At 55.1% G+C, this 22,692-nt stretch carries 28 protein-coding genes and 1 tRNA gene; 17 read left to right on the top strand and 12 right to left on the bottom strand.

What is annotated here, in order from left to right:
- Window positions 1-72: 72 nt before the first annotated feature.
- The 4 genes from ABJV08_RS16015 to ABJV08_RS16000 are packed head-to-tail and all read left to right on the top strand — an operon-like array spanning window position 73 to window position 2,598.
- Window positions 73-369, top strand: a complete 297-nt coding sequence (locus ABJV08_RS16015) for a YggT family protein (RefSeq protein ID WP_348039946.1) — start codon at window positions 73-75, stop codon at window positions 367-369.
- Complete coding sequence (gene folD, locus ABJV08_RS16010; RefSeq protein ID WP_348039945.1) at window positions 366-1,262, top strand: bifunctional methylenetetrahydrofolate dehydrogenase/methenyltetrahydrofolate cyclohydrolase FolD; 897 nt, start codon at window positions 366-368, stop codon at window positions 1,260-1,262. Before ABJV08_RS16015 ends, folD begins: the two co-directional genes overlap by 4 nt.
- Window positions 1,262-1,984, top strand: a complete 723-nt coding sequence (locus ABJV08_RS16005) for a hypothetical protein (RefSeq protein WP_348039944.1) — start codon at window positions 1,262-1,264, stop codon at window positions 1,982-1,984. Before folD ends, ABJV08_RS16005 begins: the two co-directional genes overlap by 1 nt.
- Window positions 1,981-2,598, top strand: a complete 618-nt coding sequence (locus ABJV08_RS16000) for a MarC family protein (RefSeq protein WP_348039943.1) — start codon at window positions 1,981-1,983, stop codon at window positions 2,596-2,598. The genes ABJV08_RS16005 and ABJV08_RS16000 overlap by 4 nt, the downstream gene beginning before the upstream one ends.
- A gap of 19 nt (window positions 2,599-2,617) precedes the next feature.
- Here the strand turns inward: ABJV08_RS16000 and radC are convergent, their stop codons facing one another.
- The 7 genes from radC to ABJV08_RS15965 all read right to left on the bottom strand — a co-directional run bounded on the left by radC (window position 2,618) and on the right by ABJV08_RS15965 (window position 6,604).
- The gene (radC, locus tag ABJV08_RS15995) at window positions 2,618-3,274 is read right to left on the bottom strand and encodes a DNA repair protein RadC (RefSeq protein WP_348039942.1); all 657 of its coding nucleotides are present in this window, start codon (window positions 3,272-3,274) and stop codon (window positions 2,618-2,620) included.
- Window positions 3,160-3,618, bottom strand: a complete 459-nt coding sequence (locus tag ABJV08_RS15990) for a hypothetical protein (protein WP_348039941.1) — start codon at window positions 3,616-3,618, stop codon at window positions 3,160-3,162. The genes radC and ABJV08_RS15990 overlap by 115 nt, the downstream gene beginning before the upstream one ends.
- Window positions 3,619-3,668: 50 nt before the next feature.
- Window positions 3,669-4,037, bottom strand: coding sequence for a hypothetical protein (locus tag ABJV08_RS15985; RefSeq protein WP_348039940.1), 369 nt, complete (start codon window positions 4,035-4,037; stop codon window positions 3,669-3,671).
- Between the two features lie 58 nt (window positions 4,038-4,095).
- Window positions 4,096-4,623, bottom strand: coding sequence for a hypothetical protein (locus ABJV08_RS15980; protein WP_348039939.1), 528 nt, complete (start codon window positions 4,621-4,623; stop codon window positions 4,096-4,098).
- Window positions 4,624-4,899: 276 nt separating this feature from the next.
- Complete coding sequence (locus tag ABJV08_RS15975) at window positions 4,900-5,079, bottom strand: Trm112 family protein (protein ID WP_348039938.1); 180 nt, start codon at window positions 5,077-5,079, stop codon at window positions 4,900-4,902.
- Entirely contained in the window at window positions 5,079-5,699 is a 621-nt protein-coding gene (locus ABJV08_RS15970; protein WP_348039937.1) for an LON peptidase substrate-binding domain-containing protein, read from the bottom strand. The genes ABJV08_RS15975 and ABJV08_RS15970 overlap by 1 nt, the downstream gene beginning before the upstream one ends.
- Complete coding sequence (locus ABJV08_RS15965; RefSeq protein WP_348039936.1) at window positions 5,696-6,604, bottom strand: tetratricopeptide repeat protein; 909 nt, start codon at window positions 6,602-6,604, stop codon at window positions 5,696-5,698. The genes ABJV08_RS15970 and ABJV08_RS15965 overlap by 4 nt, the downstream gene beginning before the upstream one ends.
- A gap of 221 nt (window positions 6,605-6,825) precedes the next feature.
- Between ABJV08_RS15965 and ABJV08_RS15960 the strand changes: the two genes are divergently transcribed.
- The 3 genes from ABJV08_RS15960 (at window position 6,826) to ABJV08_RS15950 (ending at window position 9,763) form a co-directional block, all read left to right on the top strand.
- A tRNA-Gly gene (locus ABJV08_RS15960) sits at window positions 6,826-6,900 on the top strand.
- A 170-nt stretch (window positions 6,901-7,070) separates the two neighbouring features.
- A complete protein-coding gene (locus ABJV08_RS15955) occupies window positions 7,071-7,493 on the top strand; it encodes a hypothetical protein (protein ID WP_348039935.1) in 423 nt (140 codons plus the stop codon).
- 626 nt (window positions 7,494-8,119) lie between these two features.
- The gene (locus ABJV08_RS15950) at window positions 8,120-9,763 is read left to right on the top strand and encodes an alpha/beta fold hydrolase (protein WP_348039934.1); all 1,644 of its coding nucleotides are present in this window, start codon (window positions 8,120-8,122) and stop codon (window positions 9,761-9,763) included.
- A 102-nt stretch (window positions 9,764-9,865) separates the two neighbouring features.
- Here ABJV08_RS15950 and ABJV08_RS15945 read toward each other — a convergent pair whose 3' ends face one another.
- Complete coding sequence (locus tag ABJV08_RS15945; RefSeq protein ID WP_348039933.1) at window positions 9,866-10,795, bottom strand: phytanoyl-CoA dioxygenase family protein; 930 nt, start codon at window positions 10,793-10,795, stop codon at window positions 9,866-9,868.
- 68 nt (window positions 10,796-10,863) lie between these two features.
- On the opposite strand from ABJV08_RS15945, the gene ABJV08_RS15940 reads away from it, so the two are divergent.
- Window positions 10,864-11,457: a TetR/AcrR family transcriptional regulator gene (locus ABJV08_RS15940; protein ID WP_348039932.1), complete on the top strand. Its 594-nt coding sequence runs from the start codon at window positions 10,864-10,866 to the stop codon at window positions 11,455-11,457.
- 116 nt (window positions 11,458-11,573) lie between these two features.
- Here ABJV08_RS15940 and ABJV08_RS15935 read toward each other — a convergent pair whose 3' ends face one another.
- Window positions 11,574-12,410 carry a nucleotidyltransferase family protein gene (locus ABJV08_RS15935; protein ID WP_348039931.1) on the bottom strand — a complete coding sequence of 279 codons (837 nt, stop codon included), beginning with the start codon at window positions 12,408-12,410 and terminating at the stop codon, window positions 11,574-11,576.
- Between the two features lie 96 nt (window positions 12,411-12,506).
- Between ABJV08_RS15935 and ABJV08_RS15930 the strand changes: the two genes are divergently transcribed.
- Together ABJV08_RS15930 and ABJV08_RS15925 are read left to right on the top strand one after the other, a co-directional pair.
- Window positions 12,507-12,641, top strand: coding sequence for a hypothetical protein (locus ABJV08_RS15930; protein WP_348039930.1), 135 nt, complete (start codon window positions 12,507-12,509; stop codon window positions 12,639-12,641).
- A 2-nt stretch (window positions 12,642-12,643) separates the two neighbouring features.
- Complete coding sequence (locus tag ABJV08_RS15925; protein WP_348039929.1) at window positions 12,644-13,825, top strand: hypothetical protein; 1,182 nt, start codon at window positions 12,644-12,646, stop codon at window positions 13,823-13,825.
- Between the two features lie 12 nt (window positions 13,826-13,837).
- Here ABJV08_RS15925 and ABJV08_RS15920 read toward each other — a convergent pair whose 3' ends face one another.
- Complete coding sequence (locus ABJV08_RS15920; RefSeq protein WP_348039928.1) at window positions 13,838-14,020, bottom strand: DUF1674 domain-containing protein; 183 nt, start codon at window positions 14,018-14,020, stop codon at window positions 13,838-13,840.
- An 84-nt stretch (window positions 14,021-14,104) separates the two neighbouring features.
- Between ABJV08_RS15920 and ABJV08_RS15915 the strand changes: the two genes are divergently transcribed.
- On the top strand, window positions 14,105-15,025 hold the full coding sequence (locus ABJV08_RS15915; protein WP_348039927.1) for a M48 family metalloprotease: 921 nt from the start codon (window positions 14,105-14,107) through the stop codon (window positions 15,023-15,025).
- A 5-nt stretch (window positions 15,026-15,030) separates the two neighbouring features.
- Here the strand turns inward: ABJV08_RS15915 and ABJV08_RS15910 are convergent, their stop codons facing one another.
- Window positions 15,031-15,756 (bottom strand): NAD(P)-binding oxidoreductase, encoded by a 726-nt coding sequence (locus ABJV08_RS15910; protein ID WP_348039926.1) that lies wholly within the window; start codon window positions 15,754-15,756, stop codon window positions 15,031-15,033.
- Between ABJV08_RS15910 and ABJV08_RS15905 the strand changes: the two genes are divergently transcribed.
- From ABJV08_RS15905 to ABJV08_RS15880, 6 genes are all read left to right on the top strand, one after another.
- A complete protein-coding gene (locus tag ABJV08_RS15905) occupies window positions 15,749-15,925 on the top strand; it encodes a hypothetical protein (RefSeq protein ID WP_348039925.1) in 177 nt (58 codons plus the stop codon). The two genes, ABJV08_RS15910 and ABJV08_RS15905, sit on opposite strands and share 8 nt — an antisense overlap.
- Window positions 15,926-16,417: 492 nt before the next feature.
- Window positions 16,418-17,695 carry an RsmB/NOP family class I SAM-dependent RNA methyltransferase gene (locus ABJV08_RS15900; protein ID WP_348039924.1) on the top strand — a complete coding sequence of 426 codons (1,278 nt, stop codon included), beginning with the start codon at window positions 16,418-16,420 and terminating at the stop codon, window positions 17,693-17,695.
- 120 nt (window positions 17,696-17,815) lie between these two features.
- A complete protein-coding gene (gene rpe, locus ABJV08_RS15895; RefSeq protein WP_348039923.1) occupies window positions 17,816-18,478 on the top strand; it encodes a ribulose-phosphate 3-epimerase in 663 nt (220 codons plus the stop codon).
- The gene (locus ABJV08_RS15890) at window positions 18,475-20,262 is read left to right on the top strand and encodes a heparinase II/III family protein (protein ID WP_348039922.1); all 1,788 of its coding nucleotides are present in this window, start codon (window positions 18,475-18,477) and stop codon (window positions 20,260-20,262) included. Before rpe ends, ABJV08_RS15890 begins: the two co-directional genes overlap by 4 nt.
- Window positions 20,263-20,264: 2 nt before the next feature.
- Complete coding sequence (gene purH / locus ABJV08_RS15885; protein WP_348039921.1) at window positions 20,265-21,857, top strand: bifunctional phosphoribosylaminoimidazolecarboxamide formyltransferase/IMP cyclohydrolase; 1,593 nt, start codon at window positions 20,265-20,267, stop codon at window positions 21,855-21,857.
- A 53-nt stretch (window positions 21,858-21,910) separates the two neighbouring features.
- Window positions 21,911-22,207, top strand: coding sequence for a DUF167 domain-containing protein (locus tag ABJV08_RS15880; RefSeq protein ID WP_348039920.1), 297 nt, complete (start codon window positions 21,911-21,913; stop codon window positions 22,205-22,207).
- Window positions 22,208-22,254: 47 nt separating this feature from the next.
- On the opposite strand, the gene ABJV08_RS15875 is transcribed toward ABJV08_RS15880, so the two are convergent.
- A complete protein-coding gene (locus ABJV08_RS15875) occupies window positions 22,255-22,662 on the bottom strand; it encodes a DUF3035 domain-containing protein (protein ID WP_348039919.1) in 408 nt (135 codons plus the stop codon).
- Between the last annotated feature and the right edge of the window lie 30 nt (window positions 22,663-22,692).

The following is a 22,692-nucleotide window of genomic DNA, read 5'->3' as shown; positions in this document are numbered from 1 at the left end:
ACAGCAAATTTCTGACGTTGCCGGTGACAAACCACTAGCCGCTATATCAGATTATCGATAAAGGGTCCGTCCATGGCATTCGCAATTCTTCAGATCATCGCAATCTTGCTCAACATAGCAATTACCGTCATCATTGTGCAGGCAATCATGAGTTGGTTGCTCGCGTTCAACGTGATCAATCTGCAAAATGATATTGTCAACGCCATCTGGACGACGCTTGAAGCGCTCACGGCACCCATCTATCGTCCGATCCGCAAGATCATGCCGGATTTTGGCGCAATTGACCTGACTCCAATGGTTGTGATCATCGGTATCATCATCCTGCAGGATGCGATTCTGCCTCCTCTGGCTCAGGCTCTCCTCACTTGACCACAGCACAGATTATCGACGGCAAGGCATTCGCCGCCGGTCTCCGCGAACGCATCAAGGATGCGGTTCCCTCTTTTCAGAAACAAGCGGGCCGCGCGCCCGGTCTGGCCGTGGTTCTGGTGGGCGAAGATCCTGCCAGTCAGGTCTATGTGGCGTCCAAACATAAAGCGACCATCGCTGCCGGGATGAAAAGCTTCGAACACCGGCTGCCTGCCGACGTCGCGCAAGCCGATCTGCTCGCCTTGGTGCAGCAACTAAACGCTGACGAGACCGTAGACGGCATATTGGTGCAATTGCCTCTGCCCGATGGTCTCGATGAAAAAGCCGTCGTCATGGCGATCGATCCGGACAAAGATGTCGACGGTCTCCATGTGATCAACGCCGGGCGGCTGGCCAATGGCGAAGAAGCGCTAACCCCGTGCACGCCGCTTGGCAGCCTGATGCTGCTGAAAGATAGTTTGGGTGACCTGAGCGGCTTGAATGCTGTTGTGGTCGGCCGTTCGATATTGGTCGGCAAACCGATGGCGCAGCTGCTGCTCAGCGAAAATTGCACCGTAACCATGGCCCACAGCCGCACGCGGGATCTTCCCGATGTCGTACGTCGCGCCGATATTGTGGTCGCCGCTGTCGGCCGTGCCGAGATGGTCAAGGGCGACTGGCTGAAGCCGGGCGCCGTGGTGATTGACGTTGGTATCAACCGCCTTGCTCCCGAGCCGGGCAAGGAAAGAGGGCGTCTCGTCGGCGATGTTGCGACAGCCGAAGCGCTCGATCATGTCCGCGCGATTACGCCGGTCCCAGGAGGGGTTGGCCCGATGACCATTGCAGTGCTACTGCGTAACACTCTGGTCGCTGCATCTGCGCGCGCCGGGCTGGAGAAACCAAAGGGTCTGTAATGCGAATATTTGCCGCAATCGGAATTACAATATTGCTGGCAGGTTGCGCCAGTGGCGGGGGCAGTCTTAACAACCGCGAACGCTATAACCGGGTGATCGGAAAACCGGTCGCCAATCCCAGCGCTATCGTCAAAGCGGAACTGTCTTTCGCGCGTCTGGCGCAGGAAGAGGGTCAGTGGACCGCGTTCCGTGAAACCGCAGCAGATGATGCGATCATGTTCACGCCCGCATTGGTCAACGCGCAGCAGTGGCTGAAAGGCAAAGCGGATCCAGCGCAGGCGGTCGATTGGCAGCCGCACAAAATCTATATGTCCTGCGATGGCAGCATCGGTGTCGCCACCGGCGCTTGGCAAAGCGCAAAGGGCACCACCGGTCATTTTACCACCATCTGGCATCAGGAAGATTTCGGCAAACGCCAGCCGAACAAAGATGTGAAGTGGAAATGGATATTTGATGACGGCATCCCGCTCGACAAAGCTCTCGCGGAACCCGACTATGTCGAAACCGAAGTCGCATCCTGCAAGAAGAGAGGGGTAGCTGATGTTGCTCAGCCGACTGGATTGACCGCAAAGGGCAAACGCAGCACATCCGCAGACGGTAGCTTGGTTTGGAACGCGGCCTTTGAAACCGACGGCTCGCGTCTCGTCTATGTCGATTTGGCAAATGATGACGGCAGTTTCAGTCGCGTTCATGAATATCGGATTGCTGCACCCACCAAATGATCGAGCTTTTCATCTCTGCCTTCGTCACCTTCTTCGTGGTGATCGATCCACCGGGCTGTGCGCCAATCTACGGCAGTCTCACGAATAATGTGCCCGACCGGGATCGACGGATCATGGCCATTCGGGCCATTTTGGTTGCCTCGATCATCTTGCTGGGCTTCGCTCTTTTCGGTGAACAAATGCTGGGTGCGTTGGGCATCAGTCTTGATAGTTTCCGCATTGCCGGTGGTATCATGCTGTTCCTCATTGCACTTGAAATGGTGTTTGAGAAGCGCACGGAACGCCGTGAAGACCGGGCGCAGGAGATAATCGAACAGCCCGAGATAGAGGATGTCTCGATCTTCCCGATGGCCATGCCGATGATTGCTGGCCCGGGATCAATTGCCGCGGTCATGCTGCTGACATCGCAACATGATGGTCTCGACAATGCCCTCATCATTCTGGGCGCTCTGGGTGCGGTGTTGTTGCTCACGTTGATTGGCTTGCTCGCCGCGGGGCCGTTGATGCGGGTGCTGGGCGGCAGGGTCGAAGCGGTCATCACTCGCGTACTGGGCGTCTTATTGGGCGCATTGGCCGTACAATTTGTGGTCGATGGTTTGAAAGCGAGCTTCTGATCTATTGATCTATGGGCAGTCAGTCGAATGATGCCCAATCGCGAAGACTGATCCAGCCTTCTTTGCCAACGATGATGTGATCGTGGACAGTGAGTCCGAGTTCTGCGCCGGCTTTTGTAAGTCTTCGCGTGGCCTCGATATCGGTCTCGCTGGGTTTCGGATCACCCGATGGATGATTATGGGCAAGGATAAGCGCCGTGGCGTCGAGCTGCAGCGCGCGTTTTAAGATTTCCCTGGGATAGATAGGCGCTTCGCAAATTGTGCCTCTGCTGACAACCTCGTCATTGAGGAGGCGGTTTTTGCTATCGAGGAACAACACTCGCACCTCTTCCACCGTTAGCCGCGCCATGGCGACGACGAGATATTCGATGACATCAGAGGCTTTGGACAGGTTGGTGCGGTCCAGCATCTCATCCCTGGCCGAGACCAGCATCGCTTCGCGCACCAATGACAGTAAGGCGCGGGCAGGGCTGGTCTCGAACGCTCGGGGGGAAGAGTGTAATACGGCGCCGAGAGAACCAAATTCTCTTATGAGTTCTTCGGCGATTGCGGGTGCGGCGTCTATTTTTGCGAGACGGAAAAGTCGCTCCAGGATTTGTCGGCCCCGAACTGACGAAGACGTTGTTGGTGGCGGTACGTGCCGAGCGCCAACACCATCAGCATCGGATAGGCCCATATCGCCACTATTATGAAATAGGCTTGGGGAAGCAGTTCCGGGATGAATATTATCGGAAGATGCGACAAAACTTGAATGACCTGCATCGCGCATATCCATAAGGTCCAATATCTTTCTGCATATACCGCCAGCACGAGAAATGCTGCCAATATTGCTAAATCTACAAGGAAAATGCCGACTTCAGGGTTGGCAAATCTAATATCCCAAGGAGAGGCCGCGATGATTGTCATCGCCGTTGCAATGATCAAGATCATCACGGCCCGTCTTTCGGGTTGCCCTCCCTTGATGGCTGAATAGAGACAAACGACCAGCAAGAGAGAGAAGAAAAATTCTATTCGGGACATTGGATAACCGGACCAAATAACAGGGGTGCGGTCAACCCTTGCCCTATTGCCTATGCGCTTTTTACAACGTGAAGCGGGTTTGGTTTTTCTTCATCTGCCGTTGCTTCCGAGGGTGGGCATTCAAAAACATCACCCCAGCTCACCGCCCGAAGTCCGGCATCGTCACGGTCTTCTGCCAGATGCGCATGGGCTTCCACCACTTCGCGATAGCAGCGCGCTGTTTTGGCTGCAGCGGCAATTAGTTTTTCGGAAGCGTCCATACCTGAATCGAGGGAAAAGCGGGTGCCAGGGGCAAGTCGGGCGGCAGCAATATTGCTCATCAATTCGCCCATTTGTACCATGGTTAGATTCAGGGATTTTTCGACTTCGTGCAGCTTTTTTACGATAGGGCGGGCAGCTTTGATACGTTCATTCAACATGCGAATCTCCAAGCACCGGGCGACACCGGCACCAACTAGTGGTCAAAATTGACAGAGATTAAATTTGGGTGATGAACCGGCTCACCAGCATTGCTGCGAGACAGACAAAGGCGAATGCAAAGGCAAGCTTGACCGAAAGGTCGGCGATTGCCCAGATTCTTGCGCCCTTGTTTAGACCATTACCCATTCCTCCCTGCTTGCGGAGCGGCACCGAGAGGAGCGGGTTGGGGGCATTGGCATAAGACTGATAAGCCGTTTGCATTTCCCTGACCCTATCCTGGTCCGGCGACGCTGCCTGTTGTCCAGGCAAGGGGTAAACTGCGTCGGAATTGGGCTTTGGAACAATCCCAATATTCTTGGGTACAACAAATTTGGGAGCAATGCCTTCGTGATCAGCCAGCATGCGCGCCGCCGCCTTGCTGCTTGTGACCTGCAGCTTCTGTCGCGCGGAACGCAAACGTTCATTGATGATATTGGGAGTTACATCGACTTCGCGGGCCGCGGTCTTCGCGTCATGGCCCAGCAACAGCAAGCGCAGAGCTTCTTTCTCGTTGTCGTTTAACTGATCGCACGGCGGTCTGGTCATGGCTTGATCATAAGATACGGGGTGACATTTGGCAAAAAAGAACATCCAAATTGGGTGTAAAAACCGATTTCTTATCTCTCTATGTACGTTTTTTGTAGCGATATTATGGGGTTACATTGTGTGTTACGGTAACATTCGGCCGGCGATTGTTGATAAGATTCTGGATTTCACGTTGGATTCCGAATTTCTGGAGCCAACGATCGCTATATTGTGCTCCAAATATTGTGGTTGAAGCCGGACGAGGCTCTGGTGATTCCAGCGCTTAAACCGGCTTTTTTACAATGTGCGGGCCTCTTCGATCAGCATCACCGCTATGCCATTGCGGATCGGATAGGCCAGACCAGCGGCCTTGCTGACTAGTTCTTGCGCTTCCGCATTATAAGCAAGGGACGTGCGCGTGACCGGGCAGACCAATATTTTCAACAGCTCGGGATCGATCGTGTGTGTTTCGGTCATCACTGCAAGGTGACCCGGTCATCGTCGCCGTCTTGCCGGCCGAAAAACTGCAACAGCTGGATAATCAGCTCGGCGCGGTTGGCGAGGCCCTGGACTTCCAGCAAGGCCTGTTTTGACGCTGCGTCGAAAGGCGCAATTTGCGCGATGCCGTTGACGAAGGCCATATCATCGAGTCGACCGATACTGTCCCAGTCCACCTGATAGCCTTGCAGGTCGGCAAATTTGCGCGATTCGATTTCCAGCGCGGCGCGTTCGGCGCTGGCCAGGACTTCGTCCAACTCGAGATCATCTTCAATCTCTGCCTGGACCTGACGAAAGGCAGTGGAGGCATCAATTTCTTCGACAATCCGGAATCGGGCGACGCCTTCCAGCACGACGTTGAAACGCCCGTCGTCCAGCGCCTCGATATCGATGATCTTGCCGACGCAGCCGACTTTGAACAGGGCAGGGTGATCGCCCGCTTCTTTGGGTTGGATCATGCCGATCTGCCGGTCACGCGCCATGGCATCGTTGATCAGGGCGCGATAGCGTTCCTCGAATATGTGCAAAGGCAGATGCATGCCCGGGAACAGCAAAGCTCCGGACAACGGAAAGATCGAGAGTCTCTTGGTTTCGCTCATCCGAACAGCACGGCGCTAAGCTTGCGGCGGGTGGCGGCAACCCATTCATCCTCAAGGCCGACCATTTCGAACAAGGAGAGCAATTTTTGTCGTGCCTCGCCGTCGCTCCAGTCCTTGTCGGCGGCGATGATGGTCAACAAATGTCCGGCTGCGGCGTCATGGTCGCCGGTGGCAATCAGCGCGCCGGCAAGGTCGAACCGGGCTTGATGGTCTTTGTCATTGGCTGCCACGGCGGCCTCAAGAGCTTCCAGGGCGCCCGCTTCGGGTTTGTCCTTGGCCAGCTGCAAAGTCGTGCTGGCCCGTTCGATCGCCGGGTCGCTGCGCAATTCTTCGGGCAGTCCATTGATCGCAGATTCGGCTTGTTCCAGATGATCCGCCGCAACCAGCGACCGAATCAGTCCGCCAACGGCCTCGACATTATCCGGAGCCATGTCTGCAATCTGCGCGAAAATTCCGGCGGCCCGCTCGGCATCGCCTTCGCCCAACACTTCTTCGCCCATGGCGAGCAAAGGCGCGATATCCTGCTCGGGTTCGGCTCCGGCGCCCACCGGCAGCTTTTCCAGCAACTGGTCGAGCGCGCCGGTCAATTGGCTTTCGGACCGCGCGCTGGTCAAGTCGGCCACCGGCTTGCCCTGGAAAATCGCATAGACGGTCGGGATCGACTGCACCTGAAACTGGGCGGCGATAAATTTATTTTCGTCGACATTGATCTTCGCGAGAATCACGCCTTTGTCGGCATATTGCGCCGCGACCTTCTCCAGCATCGGGGTCAGGGCTTTACAAGGCCCGCACCATTCTGCCCAGAAATCGAGAATCACGAGCTTGTCCATGCTCGGCGTCACGACCTCCCGCTGGAAGACTTCTACCGCTTTCTGTTCTTCGACTGTCAGTCCTGCTGTTGCCACTTGATGCTCCTGTTACCGCGCGGAACCGTGGTTCGGACTCGCGCTCAAATCGTTCAACTTGTGGGCTTTATGTGGGGAGCAGCGCGCCAATGCCAAGGATATTTTTGCATTTGTAGGGAAGTTAAGGATGATTGGGGCTTGCGGGGTATAAAAACCCATGCTAACCGCGCGCCTCAACTGCTGCTGACCAAGTGATTACCCAAGTGTCGCAGCAACGCCGAGCGGGCGTAGCTCAGGGGTAGAGCACAACCTTGCCAAGGTTGGGGTCGAGAGTTCGAATCTCTTCGCCCGCTCCATGACTTTGAAAATCAGCCTTTTTAGGTTTCGTCCAGCTTAACTTCGCAAAATCAATGAATCGTTCAGCAAGACTGCGCTCACCAGTCTCTCGAATCGGTCCCAATAACCGTTTTTCAATAGAGAGCACTTGTGCTTGCACTGGAAGATAGACGCAATTATTCGATGAAATATGTTTGATCAGTATTTTGATGGTTGGGAAGTAAAATCAATATTCGAGAAGGAGTATATTTCCCTGTGGTCTGGGTGGTTGGGAAAAGCAGATTGCCATTTACTAGATCAAGTTACTGAGGAGGAATGGTCCAGGTTTAACTCGTTTATCTCTTCCATTTCTCAAAAATATAAAACAGGACTAGTAGATTGCAACGAGGGCACAGTTTCGTTTTCGACCGAAATCGTGCGAACATTGTCTTCGCATACCCAATCTATGAATAAGGATGCTTCCCAATTTTCAAAGTATGTAATCCCCGAGATGGAATGTGTGATTACTGAGGAATGGGATTATACCTACATTATTTGGCATAAGAACAATGGGGCAGTTGAAGCATTAATTCCCGATATTTTGGATTCAAAATTACAGCACTTTTCTAGCTGATAGAATTGTTAGCTTTCGCGCCCACAGCGGACAGAAGTAAATTTGCTTGGTTCCTCGTTAAACCGGGGCTTTCACTATTTATGCTAATGAGTGAATCTGTTCGCCCGCTCCATTTTCCAGAAAAATGACGATCCGGCGGATTGTCTTCCAACGCCTTCGGAATGTCAGCGCAGGGTTGTGACAACTTGATCCCGAAATCAGATATTAGTATGTTGTTCGCAACGTCCTGGAAGCACGAGCTCAAGACTAGCCATAGACTAGGACAATGATTAGAAAATTTGGAATAAACAGAGGGCCTTATGCGACTATTTTTTAGAATGTTGGCGGCCTTTGGCATCTTTGCTTGTTCGAGCACGGTTGTTTTCGCTCAAAACGATGCAAATTCGATCAAGAGCCAGCCTGCTAAACCACCAGAGCTGATCCCTCCCGAAACATTCGCAGCGCCGGGACAAATGATCCGTCCCATATTGTCACCTGATGGTTTAAAGATGGTATATAGGGAGCACATAGGGACACACAAAACTCTTACAATCAAAGCGCTCGAAACTGGCCAAATTGAACGTATCAAAGTTCCCGAGAACAACACCTTAAAGTGGTACCGGTGGGCCGGGAATAGCAAGATTCTTATGAGCGTCCGGGGAGTTCTGAAGCGCGGATCAAGGGAGTATTGGCGCTCATCTTTATTCGCATATGACATTAAGAAGGAAAGTTTCCAGTCCGTCGGCCGATGGCAAACGGTGGCCGATGGTGACAATGCCCTATATGTTGACCCCGATGGCGAATATTTGCTTCAGTCGATTCAAGCCAGTTCAACAGAATATCCAACCGTCTACCGGGTTGGTTTGACTGACAATGATGTCTCGATTGTTGTCTATCCCCAGAAGAAAATCTGGCGCTGGCTCGCGGATGATGCCGGAGTCGTCAGAATGGGAATTTCTTTTCGTAGCACAGGATTAGACATATATTATCGCAGCAATGCCGATCAAAAATTTGCGCTTATCAGCAAATTGCGTGACAAAGACAGCGATGAAGAGCGGGAAGAGAGTCTGCTTGATATAGAAGGTATCACAGCGGGTAGCGATACTGGCTATGTTCTTTCCAACAAGGAAACGGGACGATTTGCGCTGTATGAATTTGACTATCGTACGCGCGCGCTTGGCAAGATGGTGCTTGGCCATCCCGAGAATGACATTTCCAATTATCGTTTGAGTGAAGATGGCACAAATCTATTATCAGCGCGCTATACCGATTCTCGGGATCGCATCGTCTGGTTCGATGAAGACCTTAAAAAGATACAAAGCAGCCTCGAAAAAGCCCTAAAAGGACAAGAAGTTTGGATCCAGTCGCGAAGTAGAGATCGAAAAAAGATGATCATCTACACCACGTCGTCTGTAGATCCCGGCAGCTACTATCTATTCAAGCCAGATGCGAAAAAGCTCGATCGCATTGGAGGCATAAATGACTCGATAGATCCTGCAAAAATGGCATCGACAAAATATGTGGAATATGCAGCTCGGGATGGGTTGAAAATAAAGGCCTATCTGACACTGCCCAAAGGCAGGGAGGATAAGAACTTACCGCTTATCATATTGCCGCATGGTGGGCCTTATGATGTCCGCGATGCCTGGGACTATAATGCAGAAGTGCAGTTTCTTGCCAATCTTGGATATGCCGTGTTCCGGCCAAATTTTCGCGGTTCGGGAGGCTATGGCGAAGACTTTTATACGAAAGGTGAAGGTCAAATCGGTCGAGCCATGCAAGATGATCTTGATGATGGGATGGATTGGTTGGTTGAACAAGGCTTTGCCGATCCTAAACGGGTCTGTTTGGTCGGGGCTTCCTATGGGGGTTACGCCTCCATCTGGGGTGCCATTCGCAATCCAGATCGTTATCGGTGCGCCGCCAGTTTTGCGGGAGTGACCGACTGGGAGAAACAACTGAAATATGACAAGCGTTTTTTCCGCAGCCGCTACGCAAAAGAATGGAAAGAAACCGTTCAGGGTGGTGGGGATTTTGATCTGGATAGCGTTTCACCCGTCCAGCAGATCGCCAAACTGAAACGGCCTTTGCTGCTGACACATGGTGATGAAGACAGCAATGTTCCCTTTAGCCAGTACAAACGTTTGGTGAAGGCTGCACAGAAAGCTAACATTCCTGTAGACGTGAAGGTTTACGAGGATGAAGGTCATGGTTTTTCCGACCGTGCCAACGAGATTGATTGGTACACCCGTCTCGAGGCTTTTTTGCGTAAACATAATCCGCCGGATTAAATTGGCGTTTGCCAGAGTATAACTGTCCGCTTTTGCGCCCAAAGCGGACGCTAGGATTCCAAAAGCCAATGGCTTGTCTAGCCGAAGCACCCGGGCTCCTGTCTATGGCTTGCCTGCCATTTTTGGCCAAAGAACCGGGAAAATCGGGGCTGTGATTGGATCGCCTGTCTCATGTTCGGGATAAGGAAAATGCGGAGCATTTTTCTTGATTATCCTCATGAAATGCGGACGCGTCTCGTCCCAGGTCACGCCATCGCCAAAAAACCGGAAGGAGATCGCTCTGCGCCGTTTGTCGGCGGAAAGATTGCCCGGGGCGCCATGGATGGTGTGGCTATGATGAATCAACACGTCACCCGGTTCCACATCCCAGCTTAACAGATCATATTTTTCCGGATGGTCACGAATATCAGCCAGTGTCCGCAACTGCTTTCCTTTCGGATTTTCGCCGGAACGCTCCACCAGGGCCTCTGGCGGCAAGTCGCTAGTGTCTCCGAATATCTCGGCGCCGGCTGCATTATTGTCTGACCAGCCTTCGACCGGGATATAGGAATTCCATTTGTGGGATCCTTTGACATAGGTCACGACCCCGGTCTCAGGCGTTGCTGCATCCAGCGGGATCCAGAAGGATATGATTTGTTCGCCGTTGGCGGGCCAATAGGCATAGTCTTGATGCCAAGGAGTCTTTTTGGGCGTGCCGGGTTCCTTCACCAAGGTCTGATCATAGAAGAAACGCACCATCTCGGATTGCATCATGTCGCGCGCAAGTTCGGCAATATCGGATTTGAATAGAAAGTCTTTATATTCTTCAATGCGTACCCATCCAAAACTGTCTTGGAAAAAACGGCCTTCGCCCGGTCGACTGAACTCGACGGTTGATGGCGCGCCTTTGGATTGAAGAGGTTCTGCACCGGCTGTGAGCTTCTGAATCCATTCCGGATCGATCACGCCTCTGAGAACAGTTGCACCATCTTCGTCATATTGCTTGCGTGCATCTTCCAATGTCCAAGTCTTGCCGTCAATTTCGCTTGTCATCAATATTCATCCTCAATGTGTTCGGCTATTACATTGACATCATTGGCGGCCGGTGTCAAATCGCGGCCATGGCGCAACGAGAGAAATTTCATCATGGCGATTTGCGCCATACGCTGATTGAAGCCGGGCATAGTGTGTTGAACGAAGGCGGTGTCGACCAGCTTTCTTTGCGGGACCTGTCGACGCGAGCCGGCGTCTCGCAATCGGCGCCTTATCGCCATTTCAAAAATAAAGAGGCGCTGCTGCAGGAGCTTATAGATGGCGGCTTACACGAACTGATGCTCGCCTATCAGGAGGCTGCGGATCTGGCGGCAAGCCCGAAAGAGAGGCTGCGCAGAGCCTGTCATGCCTATCTGGCTTTCGCGGCGGATCGTCCGGGTCTTTTTCAGCTTGTCTTCGAGAGCAATGGAAAATTCAGTGCGACGTCCATTAGTTCAAGCGATGACTCGCCATCCTTCGTCCTTTTCGTGAAAATGGTAGCGGCGGCTGCACCGGGGCTCCCGGAAGACAAACGGCTGGAAGCTGCATCGGCATGCTGGTCGGTCATTCACGGTTTTGCTTCGCTCAAAAGCCACGGAGAATTTCCAAAGGAAGTGGATGAGACATCCCTGCAAATCAATGTTGTTGATATCGCGATTGCAGCCATTCGGCAGATTGTTTAGCGATCAGATAATGCTCTGATAAGGCGCCTTTCAGGGGTTACACTATATTCGCAATTCCTGAAGCCCGCTTTTGCCGATGATGCAGACGCTGTTTTTTGTCTTCAAGCCCGCGCAGCCTAACCCTCGCGCCGCTCCAAAATCCCGGTTACCAGTTCCAGATCACTTGGCTTGTCCACATCAATCGCTGCTTCCGCAATCGGCAAGATAATCGGCTCGGCCCGCAGCGCCATGCGGTGGCCTGCCTGCGCCATTGCGTCTTTGAAACCGATCGTCCGGGTGAGCGCGCGCAGCAATAGCCAGGGACCGAAATGGGCGAAGATTTTCCAGCCCTTTTTGCGATCTTTTTCGACCGCCGACCAAAAGGCGACGGCGGGTTTGGCCGCTGCATTGTGCAGGGCGAAGAGATTGGCACCGCTATAGGCACCACCCCGGAATTTCAGCCAGGTCCGGCGGGCATCGGGGTAGGCGGATAGCATCGTCTGGCGCTCGACCACGCCGACCGCGACATCTTGTCCGTCATGGCCTTGGAAGAAGCTGTCCACAATGTCTCTGGTCAACAGTGCATTGTCGGCGGTGGTCACCAGCACCGGCCAAGGTGCGCGATCGGTGCCGATCACATCGTGGATGCTGGTAGCGATGCCGTCGGTGGATCTGGCAAAGCGCAACGCGGCATTGTTTGTCAGTTCGGGAGGAAGGCCAGCCTGCAGGTCTTCGGGAGATTGGGCCAAGACAACAATCCTACCGATAGAGGGCGAGGCGAGCAGAGTGCGCGCCACCCGCTCGAGCATCGTCTGCCCGTCGATTGGAATCAGGGCCTTATACTGGACGTTACAATGGACGGCCATCGGGTCGCCTTCCGGCCTCTGGCCCGCCAATATGATCGCGGTCCACAGGGGATGCTGATCGGATTGTCCTGCGCCGGACGATATTTCGGGGATTTCAACAGGGGTCACGGCGGTCCTTATTCTATTCCAAAGCTTCCTGCGAAAACCGGATGCTTGTGCCGCCTGTTAGCCGCAGCGAAGGCTTTTGCAAAGCGGCGCTGGGCAATGCCGGGTCTGGTGACCGGGGACGGCGAGGGAAGTGCCGTAGACTTTTCTCCCATATTTGTCCAAGGACATGCCGTGGCGCAATTGGTTCGCCTGCGCCCGAAGAGCTATGAGGGCGGACTTGCGATGGAATGATTATGAGCGCCGATTCATCTAGAGACCCCAAGCGTATAGGCTTCTTGTTCAATCATGACGAATTGCATCAGGTCGCCCATATTGCGCCGATTATTTCCGCGCTCCAGCGGCGGGCCCCGACCGAGCGCGTAGAGATCATTACCTCCAGCGACCGGCAGGCAGACGCGGTGCGTGCATTTCTGGATCCCGCTTGCCCCCTGCCGGCTTTCTGGTCGATTAGTCCTAGCGGCTGGAGCCGGGCGGTTGAGGCGTTGTTGGGCAATATGGTGCCGCTCAACCGGCTCAGCAGTTTGAAGCGTGCCACCCCATTGTTCCGGCATTTTGATGCGCTTGTCGTGCCGGAGACGACGACAACCTTCTTGAAGAAAAATGGCCAGAGCGCGCGCCCCCAACTGATATTCTTTCCCCATGGGGCAGGGGATCGATCGATCGGTTTCTCGCCGGACATCAAACGGTTCGACTATGTGTTGCTGCCCGGCGAAAAGACCCGCGACCGGATGCTGGCGGCGGGGGTCATCCGCTCCGACAATCACAGCATCGTCGGCTATCCCAAATTCGAAGCCTTTGGCGCGCGACCGCCCGTCAAATTGTTCGACAATGACAAGCCGACCGTGCTCTACAATCCGCATTTTGATCCGTTGCTGTCGTCCTGGTTCCGTTTCGGCGAACAGATACTCGCCTATTTCGCGCAGCAGACCGACTATAATCTGATTGTCGCACCACATGTCATGCTGTTCCAGCGCAAGATTTTGGCTTCGGTCGAGCACCGTTTGCTCCGGTTCCGCAAGAATATCGATCCGCGCTACGACAAGCTCAACCATATTCATATCGATACCGGCAGCGAATATAGTGTCGACATGACCTATACGCGGGCAGCCGATGTCTATCTTGGCGACGTGAGCAGCCAGATTTACGAATATATCCAACAGCCCCGGCCCGCCATCTTCCTCAATTCCCATGATGCCCAGTGGCAGGGCAATGCCAATTACGACCATTGGAACTTCGGTCCGGTGCTGGATGATATAAGCGGCCTCGGTACAGCATTGGAGGCGGTTTCGCCGCTACCGGCATCTTATAGAAAGGCGCAATCGCAAGCCTTTGCGCGGTCCTTTGATATGGATGACGCAACGCCGCCGTCGGAGCGAGCGGCACATGCAATCGCGGAGTTTCTTGATCTCCCTTGATAGCGCTGTGCGTTAAAAGTCGACCGCTATGCCCTTATGTTCCCAATCGCCGTAGCGGGTAGGCCCTTTTTTCTCGGCAGCCTCGTCCGCCCTTTCGAGGGGATCAGGCTTCGGCACGGGTTTGCTTGGCGAAAGATGCGCGGGCGCCTTCACATGGGCAGGGCGTTCGCCTGGTTTTCTATCGCTTTCGGTCATATTTTGCCTGTTCGCCAATTTGAATCCTATCGCTTCCGCCCCTATATTGAAGCTAAGGCAAATATAATCAAGCGAGAGCAGGCAATGAATTTCATGAAGACGACTATGCTTTTGGCGGCGTTGACGGCGCTGTTCATGGTCATGGGCTTTTCTCTGGGAGGCCCGCGCGGCGCGATATTGGCGCTGCTTGTCGCGGCGGGGATGAACCTGTTCACTTATTGGAATGCCGACAAGATCGTGCTGAAAATGCACAATGCCGTGGAGGCGGATTCAACCAGCCATCCGGAATTCTACAATATGGTCAAAAGCCTCGCACAGCGTGCGCAATTGCCGATGCCGAAAGTCTATATTGTCGATCAACCGCAACCCAATGCCTTTGCGACTGGCAGGGATCCCGAGCATTCGGCGGTCGCCGCAACCACTGGCTTGCTCAATATGCTCAACCATGACGAAATAGAAGGCGTGATGGCGCACGAGCTTGGCCATGTAAAAAACCGCGATACGTTGATCATGACGATGGTCGCAACCATTGCCGGTGCGGTGTCGATGCTCGCCAATTTCGGAATGTTCTTTCGCGGCAATCGCGGTTTGGCCGGGATCATGGCAGTTTTGATTGCACCGTTCGCAGCGATGATCGTGCAAATGGCGATCAGCCGGACCCGCGAATTTGGCGCGGATGCAGCAGCGGCCCAGATTAGCGGCAAGCCGCTGTCGCTGGCGTCTGCTCTGGCCAAAATATCTGGGGAAGCGGCGCTTATTCCCAATCCGATTGCCCAGCGCAATCCGGCTGCCGCGCAACTCTATATTGTGCCAGCCGGGGTGCGGCAGATGTTCTCGACCCATCCGGCGACCGAAGACCGGATCGCCAAGCTGGAAGAAATCGCACATGTTGGCAGTTCAGGTGGAGGCTCTGGGGGAGGCTCGGGCGGTTGGTCAAACCGGCCTGATGAACTGGGTGATATGGGTCGCCTGCGCAAACCGAGCGCTTTGGATCCGACGCGCTAGAGAAGCTAGTCTTCTACATTATAGATGACTGGCATCTGGCCCTTCCATTGTGCCCAAATGTCATCTTCAATGACGAGATCGCCCATGAAGCTGGCCACATTCATGCGGCTTGTTTGGCCGGCATCGAAGATTGCACTTCTGATCGGTGAGGGATGGACTTCGAATGGCGTTGCTTCCGGCGCGTCAATCAAGCCGTCTGGGCGTACGGCGGTCCATTCGATCGCCGCGTCTTGCTGACCAATTTCTGTTCGCAGATAATCGGCAGCGGCTTCATTGTCGGCATGGGGAGGCACCAGGGTCCGAATGAGCGCGAGCACGATTTTTTGAGCCGATGATAGTGGCTCATCGAGATCGCGATTGCTGTTTCCGCTCGTGTTCATCAGCACAAATCGGATAGGTGTCGCCGGTTTTACGGCCGCCGCAGCTTCGCAAAGCCGGCGTGTCGCATCGGTTACTAGACGGCGCGGCGGGAGGAACATTCCTTTGAACGTCATATTATGGCCCAGGCAAGATACAATCGCATCACATCCGGTTACCTGTTCCGTTATCGCGGCATCGCTCAAGTCCAAAAGACTCGCTTCGGTCACCGAGAGATTGTCGTGCGCGAGCAAATCCTTCGGCAAAGCTTCCTTTGAACGAACAATGATCCGGACATGTTTACTACGTTCGAGCAGATATTGGACTAGCAATCTGCCGGTGGCGCCGGTGGCTCCGAGGACCAATATGGTCATTGTTGTTCCGCTTCTGGTCAAAACCGTTTTGATTCAAACCAAAGTGGAGGCCGCATTGTTTGCGGCTGGTCCGACGGCGGCCATGACGCAGATGGCGGATGAGATCATGGCGGCGAAAGCGGCGGCGATGCTGTTGGAAGAGAGTGAAAACATGATGGGGGTTCCTTAGAATTGGGTTGTGATTATGCGATCAACGAAGCGGCTTGAGCGGCTGGGCCAACGCTGGCACCAACAAAAACGGCTGCGGAGAAAAGAGCGGCAAAAGCGGCGATGACTTGGTTTTGGATGTTTGCGTTCGACATTTTGATTTCCTTTTGGTTTCAAATTTGGGCTTCGCTGTTGTTGTTAGCGAAGATGTCCATAGCTTTGCACAGGCCGTGCCAGTTTTGATTTATCTATATATTTCAATGATATGGTGAAAATTCCGCGCGAAGGAAATTTTGCTAGATGTCGAATAGTGGGAAAATATCCCAACTATTGGTATTGGCGATGAACGCTTTATGGGCAGAGTCGAAAACAGACTTATGCTGCTGCTCTTCCCGTGCGGATTCTATCCAAAAGCTTGATCGAAACGCGGGAGCGTCTATGCGGTGCGGCAGCGCGGACCATCCGGTTTGCGCGCGTCCCGGCTTTGCGGACCAAGCGATTGCGGAATAGAATAATGAACCAACCCAGTAACAAGACCCCCGGCCTCGCCACACGCCAGTCGGCCATTCGTCTGCTGGACGCTGTTTGTCGGCGCGGCGAGACGATTGATCAGGCGATGCCTTCGGCTACCGGCAAATTGTCCAATCCGTCTGACAAGTCGCTGGCCCATAATATTGCCGCCAATGTCCTGCGCTGGATGAGCGCGTTGGACGCGATGATCGACAGTGCGACCCGCAACCGTCTTGCCGATGATGCCAAGGCGCGGATGGCGCTTCGGATCGCGCTAGCGCAGGTGTTGATATTGGAAACCCCGCAACATGCCGCGATCGCCACAGCCTTGCCGCTGGTCCATGGCGGACCGCGCCGTTTGGTGCATGGCGTGTTCTCGACCGTGATGCGCGGCGTGGAATCGGGCGACTTGAAATTGCCGGAATTTCCAGAGATTCCGGGAGAGACGCTGGACCGCTGGACCAGCCATTGGGGCGAAGATGTCGCCAATGCAGCGTCGCAAGCCTGGGCCAAGCCGGCTGCACTCGATCTCAGTTTCAAATCTGCTGATGTCGGGGGGTTAGAGGGGGTTCCGTTGGCCCCGAAACATCTCCGGATGCTTCCATCTCTTCCAGTCACCGAACTGGATGGCTTTGATGACGGTCAATTCTGGGTGCAGGATCTGGCCGCGTCAATTCCGGCGCGTCTGTTGGGTGAGGGCAAGGGGCGGACGGTCCTCGATCTTTGCGCCGCGCCCGGCGGCAAGACAATGCAGTTGGCGAGCGCTGGCTGGAACGTGGTTTCGGTCGATAATAATGCCAAACGGATGGAGCGCTTTCAGGAAAACCTCAAGCGAACCGGTCTGCAGGCAGAAGAAGTGATCGCCGACCTGATGCAATGGAAGCCGGCGGAGCGCGCCGATGCGGTTTTGCTTGATGCGCCGTGCAGCGCCACCGGTATTTATCGCCGTCACCCCGATGTGTTGCATTGTATCAGTAGCCATCAGATTGCCGACCGTGCCGAGGTCCAACGGGTCTTGATTGATCGCGCTGCGCCCAATGTGAAACCCGGTGGGATATTGGTCTATGCGGTGTGTTCGCTGGAACCGGAAGAAGGCGAGGATCAGATCGAAGCGTTTTTGGAGCGTCGGGATGATTTTTCCATCGATCCTGTGGCTGCGAGCGAATTGCCCGAGGAGCTTGTTCCGACGAAGGAAGGTTGTGTGCGCACCTTGCCGACAACGCTTGCGGAACAGGGCCATGTCGACGGATTTTTCGTCGCGCGGTTGATCCGAAAAAGCTGATTTTCTATATATTGTGAACCTGTCCCCATTTTGTCCACAAGGGACTGTGGTTTGGCTTGACACACGGCTTGCTTGCGCCGGTCAAAAATTCTAGAGCCAGCCGCAGTCTAAGGAAGAGCTATGTCCGACAATATCCGTATCGCCCCATCCATTCTTTCCGCCGATTTTGCCCGATTGGGTGAAGAGGTGCAGGCCATCGACAAAGCCGGTTGTGACTGGATCCATGTCGATGTGATGGACGGCCATTTTGTCCCCAATATTACGATCGGGCCCGCTGTGGTCAAAGCGCTGCGACCGCACAGCGCCAAGCCCTTTGATGTCCATTTGATGATTTCTCCGGTTGACCAATATCTTGAAGCTTTTGCCGATGCGGGCGCTGACATTATTTCGTTCCATCCGGAAGCCGGTGCGCACCCGCATCGCACGGTGCAAACCATCCAGTCGCTCGGCAAACAGGCCGGGCTTGTGCTGAACCCGGCGACGCCGCTAGACATTCTCGATTATCTGATCGATGATCTCGACCTCATATTGGTGATGAGCGTCAACCCCGGCTTTGGCGGTCAGAGCTTTATCGACAGCCAGCTGCGCAAGGTTGAAGAGATCCGCAAACGGATCACCGCAACCGGCAAGGATATCCGGCTGGAAGTGGATGGCGGAATTGATTTCACGACAGCGCCCAAGGCGATAGCCGCCGGTGCCGACACTTTGGTGGCCGGGACAGCGACATTCCGGGGCGGACCGGATCATTATGCGAGTAATATCAGCGGCCTGAGGGGTGAATGAGCACCGACAAGCCTGACCGGCTTGATCTGGGCGATAGTGACCCGGATGGACCCGCGACCCATGACGAAAATGATGCCGCAGGGGAAGGCCGCAGCTTAACGCTGCGCCATGACAAGGATCGTGGTCAGTCGCTCGCCGAGCAGGCGACGATGCTCTATTACCGGATGACTTGGCGCATGCCGATGCACCGGTTGCGCCTATCCGGAAAATTGCCCTTGCGCTTGCTGGCGGTGCCGGTTGATCCTGTCGATGGCGATCGGGTGCAGGGCATGGCGGTGCGGGCTGGATACTTCCTGTTTCGCGGTCTCAAGAAAAAACACGAGAAAATTGATTTCGCCGATCTCAAACTGCCGCCGCAATTTGAAGATTATGTGCACCGTTTCCAGTGGCTGCGCGATCTCGATACGGCTGCCTCCCGCGATCAGGCTGTACCAGTGGCGGAGAAGCTGATCAGTGAGTGGCTGGATGCCAATGGCAGCGTCATTCGCCAGCCCGCTTGGCGGCCAGACAATTGCGGCTGGCGGTTGCTGATCTGGGCGAGCCACGCGCCGTTGATTCTTTCATCGAGCGATCTGATTTACCGCTCGAAGATGCTCAACAATATCGCGCGAACGGCGCGCCATCTGGACCGGACTGCCGACAAGGCCAATTCCAGCCTCGGGCGGCTGGTGGCGTGGAGCGGAGTGGTTGCCGCCTCCTTGCTGTTGCCCGAAGGCCGCGTCCGTCAGATTGTCGGCGAAGCGGGGCTTGAAAAAGCGATGGGCGAGTTTTTCTTTGCCGATGGCGGCACCGTATCGCGCTCGCCGCTCAACCAGATGGATTCGGTGATCCTGCTATCGATGCTGAAACAAGTCTATCTGGCGCGCAAAGTCGATGCGCCGCCCTTTCTTCAGGAAGCGCTCAACAAAGCGGTGCCGCCGCTCACCGCGCTCACCCATTTTGACGGAACGCTCGGCAATTGGCAGGGCAGCGGCGCGACATCGGCCGAGCAAGTGGCGCAAGTGGTCGAAGCCAGCGGCGTCCGCGCAAGGCCGCTGCGTCAGGCGCGGGAATGGGGCTATCAGCGAGTGTCTTCTGGTCGTTCCGTGCTGGTGCTCGACGCAGCACCGCCGCCTATTGCGCGCATGGCTGTTGCCGGCTGCGCCTCCACATTGTCCTTTGAATTTTCCAATGGCGATTGCCGTATCATCAGCAATTGCGGCGGCGCTGGATTGGTCGGGGCGACGATACCGGCGGCCTTGGCACGCGGTCTGCGGACCACCGCTGCGCACAGCACTTTGTGCATTGCCGATAGCAACAGCACTTCGATCCTGGCGGATGGCAAGCTTGGCCGTGGCGTCAGCGAGGTGGAATTGTTCCGCCGTGATGTCGAAAATGCCACGAGGCTGGAGGCCAGCCATGATGGCTATGCCCGCCGGTTCGGACTGATCCACAAGCGCCTGTTGTTGCAGCGCTCCGACGGTCTGGAATTGCGCGGCGAAGATATGCTGATCCCCGATGGCAAGAAGCGCCGGCGTCGTAAAGAGGACTTTCCTTTTGCGCTGCGCTTCCATCTCGGGCCCGATATCGAAAGCGATCTGATCTCGGAAGGCAAGGGCGTGCTCTTGCGCTTGAAGGATGGGAATTTGTGGCAGTTCCGTTCGACGAGCGGTCAAATTCAATTGGAAGAAAGTGTCTGGGTCGACGGCATGGGTATAGGCCATGAGGTCAAGCAGATGGTGATTACGGGAGCAGTGGGCAGAGGTGGCGGCGCCACCGGCTGGCTGCTCAAACATATGGGGTAGACATGACGGAAAATATCAAAATCAAACGCGCATTATTGTCGGTTTCGGACAAGAGCGGACTGGCCGATCTCGGCAAGCAATTGGCGTCCATGGGCGTTGCGCTAATCTCGACGGGCGGCACAGCCAAGGCCTTGCGCGAAGCCGGTCTCGAAGTTGCAGATATTAGTGACGTGACCAATTTTCCGGAAATGATGGATGGCAGGGTCAAGACCCTGCACCCCAAAGTCCATGGCGGCTTGCTGGCGCGGCGTGATGATGCTGGTCATGTGGCATCGATGGAAGAGCATGATATTGCCGGAATCGATCTGGTGATCGTCAACCTCTATCCTTTCGCGCAAACCGTCGCCAAAGGCGCGGAACGCGACGAGATTATCGAGAATATCGACATCGGTGGTCCATCGATGGTGCGCAGCGCGGCGAAAAACCATGATTTTGTGACGATCGTCACCGACCCATCCGATTATGCGACTCTGTTGACCGAGCTGCAGCAGAATGGCGGCGGCACGTCGCTGGCCTTCCGCAAAAACATGGCGGCGAAGGCCTTTGCCGCAACCGCCAGCTATGACAGCATGATTGCCCAGTGGTTTGGCTTTGCCGATCAGGGCAAGATGTTCCCCGATTCGCTGCCTCTTACCATGAGTCAGCCTGTCGAACTGCGCTATGGCGAGAATCCGCATCAAAGCGCGGCGCTCTATCTGCCCAACGGCCCGTCTGCCAGCGGCATTGCCCAGGCGGAGCAGCTGCAAGGCAAGGCTTTGAGCTACAATAATTATAACGATGCCGATGCGGCCCTGGAACTGGTCAGCGAATTTCGTGACGGTCCGCCCACTGTGGTCATCGTCAAACATGCCAATCCTTGTGGCGTTGCCAGCGCAGACAATATTGTCGACGCTTATAAAGAAGCTCTGGCTTGCGATAGCGTCTCGGCATTCGGCGGCATCATCGCGGTCAACCGTCCGCTGGACGGCGCTGCGGCAGAAGCTATGACCGGAATCTTTACGGAGGTCGTCTGCGCGCCGAGCGCCGATGACGACGCCAAGGCTATTTTCGCCAAGAAGAAGAACCTGCGCTTGCTGCTGACCGGGGAGCTTCCCGATCCGGCGCGCGGTGGCATGGGTTTCAAATCCATTGCCGGTGGTTTTCTGCTCCAGTCTCGCGACAATGGCCAGATATCCCGCGATGATCTGAAATGCGTCACCAAGCGCCAGCCGAGCGAGCAGGAAATGACCGATTGCCTGTTCGCCTGGACGGTCGCCAAACATGTGAAATCCAATGCGATTGTCTATGCCAAGGGCGGGGCGACAGCGGGTGTTGGTGCTGGTCAGATGAACCGGCTCGAATCCGCGCGCATCGCTGCATGGAAAGCCAAGGACGCGGCAGAAAAAGCAGGCTGGAGCGAGACACGGACGTTGGGGTCTGCGGTTGCATCGGATGCGTTCTTCCCCTTCGCCGACGGCTTGCTGGCCGCGGTCGAAGCGGGCGCGACAGCGGTCATTCAGCCGGGTGGTTCTATCCGGGATGATGAAGTGATTGCAGCGGCGGATGAAGCCGGTCTCGCGATGCTGTTCACCGGGATGCGCCATTTCCGCCACTAAGTCTCTACCCTTCTCTCATAGGGGGAAGGGGACAGCAGATCCGGGCTAGGAAAATGGCAAAAAAGACTGCGTTCCCGCCTCTTGATGATTTATTGTCGCTTGTGAGTGGCGGCGAGTTGACCGTCAAAGTAACGCCCAATGCGGGAGAGAATAGCATTGGCATGCCAAGAACAAACGGACCTTCCGGTATTTTGCTCGTCCGCGTTACCGCCGTTCCGGAGAATGGAAAGGCCAATTCGGCCGTTTTGAAACTGTTGTCAAAAGCACTGGGATTGCCGAAGACATCGCTCGCGATTGTTCGCGGCGAAAATGCAAGAACCAAGGTCATTGCAATTCCGCTACAAAATTAGAGAGTCAATTCTTGTTGGCGGACGAGCATAGGCCTCGTCCGGCGGGTTCAATCCGGCGTTGCGGCCTGTGCGTTTTGTCCGTCGCCTTCCGGTGCGGCGATGATGTCGCGGGTTACGCTGCCTTTGTCGACCGTGAAGGTCCCTGGATCGCCAACCGAGGTGCGAATGCCGGCATCAGAACCACCGGCCAGACCGACAACAGCGGATTCGGTAACGCTGCGCGCTTGAGGGCCGCCGAATAGTGCTTCCAGCGTTTGCTGCTGCAAACCGCCGGACTGTGGGCGGGGCTCACCGGGCTTTGGCGGGGTCAGCGTAAAATCGGGCGGGATCACCAGCGGTGGCTGGCGAGACACGGCAAATTCATCGGGCCGGTCGCGGTCAAACAGCCCACTGGAGCCGCAGGCGGTCAAGCTGGCCAGCGAAACAAGGCTGATGGCGACGGTGGATTTACGCATGATATTGTCCCTCAAAAATCTCTTACGGAG

The organism is Parasphingorhabdus sp. (assembly GCF_039982395.1).
In the GTDB taxonomy this organism is placed as follows: domain Bacteria; phylum Pseudomonadota; class Alphaproteobacteria; order Sphingomonadales; family Sphingomonadaceae; genus Parasphingorhabdus.
This window is presented reverse-complemented; position numbering and strand designations above follow the sequence as displayed.

Coding starts and splice junctions, on each gene's coding strand:
- ABJV08_RS16015 (WP_348039946.1), top strand. CDS start 73: ATGGCATTCGCAATTCTTCAGATCATCGCAATCTTGCTCAACATAGCA.
- ABJV08_RS16005 (WP_348039944.1), top strand. CDS start 1,262: ATGCGAATATTTGCCGCAATCGGAATTACAATATTGCTGGCAGGTTGC.
- ABJV08_RS16000 (WP_348039943.1), top strand. CDS start 1,981: ATGATCGAGCTTTTCATCTCTGCCTTCGTCACCTTCTTCGTGGTGATC.
- radC (WP_348039942.1), bottom strand. CDS start 3,274: ATGGGCCTATCCGATGCTGATGGTGTTGGCGCTCGGCACGTACCGCCA.
- ABJV08_RS15990 (WP_348039941.1), bottom strand. CDS start 3,618: ATGTCCCGAATAGAATTTTTCTTCTCTCTCTTGCTGGTCGTTTGTCTC.
- ABJV08_RS15985 (WP_348039940.1), bottom strand. CDS start 4,037: ATGTTGAATGAACGTATCAAAGCTGCCCGCCCTATCGTAAAAAAGCTG.
- ABJV08_RS15980 (WP_348039939.1), bottom strand. CDS start 4,623: ATGACCAGACCGCCGTGCGATCAGTTAAACGACAACGAGAAAGAAGCT.
- ABJV08_RS15975 (WP_348039938.1), bottom strand. CDS start 5,079: ATGACCGAAACACACACGATCGATCCCGAGCTGTTGAAAATATTGGTC.
- ABJV08_RS15970 (WP_348039937.1), bottom strand. CDS start 5,699: ATGAGCGAAACCAAGAGACTCTCGATCTTTCCGTTGTCCGGAGCTTTG.
- ABJV08_RS15955 (WP_348039935.1), top strand. CDS start 7,071: ATGTTTGATCAGTATTTTGATGGTTGGGAAGTAAAATCAATATTCGAG.
- ABJV08_RS15950 (WP_348039934.1), top strand. CDS start 8,120: ATGAGCGTCCGGGGAGTTCTGAAGCGCGGATCAAGGGAGTATTGGCGC.
- ABJV08_RS15945 (WP_348039933.1), bottom strand. CDS start 10,795: ATGACAAGCGAAATTGACGGCAAGACTTGGACATTGGAAGATGCACGC.
- ABJV08_RS15940 (WP_348039932.1), top strand. CDS start 10,864: ATGGCGCAACGAGAGAAATTTCATCATGGCGATTTGCGCCATACGCTG.
- ABJV08_RS15930 (WP_348039930.1), top strand. CDS start 12,507: ATGCCGGGTCTGGTGACCGGGGACGGCGAGGGAAGTGCCGTAGACTTT.
- ABJV08_RS15925 (WP_348039929.1), top strand. CDS start 12,644: ATGAGCGCCGATTCATCTAGAGACCCCAAGCGTATAGGCTTCTTGTTC.
- ABJV08_RS15920 (WP_348039928.1), bottom strand. CDS start 14,020: ATGACCGAAAGCGATAGAAAACCAGGCGAACGCCCTGCCCATGTGAAG.
- ABJV08_RS15915 (WP_348039927.1), top strand. CDS start 14,105: ATGAATTTCATGAAGACGACTATGCTTTTGGCGGCGTTGACGGCGCTG.
- ABJV08_RS15905 (WP_348039925.1), top strand. CDS start 15,749: ATGGTCATTGTTGTTCCGCTTCTGGTCAAAACCGTTTTGATTCAAACC.
- ABJV08_RS15910 (WP_348039926.1), bottom strand. CDS start 15,756: ATGACCATATTGGTCCTCGGAGCCACCGGCGCCACCGGCAGATTGCTA.
- ABJV08_RS15900 (WP_348039924.1), top strand. CDS start 16,418: ATGAACCAACCCAGTAACAAGACCCCCGGCCTCGCCACACGCCAGTCG.
- rpe (WP_348039923.1), top strand. CDS start 17,816: ATGTCCGACAATATCCGTATCGCCCCATCCATTCTTTCCGCCGATTTT.
- ABJV08_RS15890 (WP_348039922.1), top strand. CDS start 18,475: ATGAGCACCGACAAGCCTGACCGGCTTGATCTGGGCGATAGTGACCCG.
- purH (WP_348039921.1), top strand. CDS start 20,265: ATGACGGAAAATATCAAAATCAAACGCGCATTATTGTCGGTTTCGGAC.
- ABJV08_RS15880 (WP_348039920.1), top strand. CDS start 21,911: ATGGCAAAAAAGACTGCGTTCCCGCCTCTTGATGATTTATTGTCGCTT.
- ABJV08_RS15875 (WP_348039919.1), bottom strand. CDS start 22,662: ATGCGTAAATCCACCGTCGCCATCAGCCTTGTTTCGCTGGCCAGCTTG.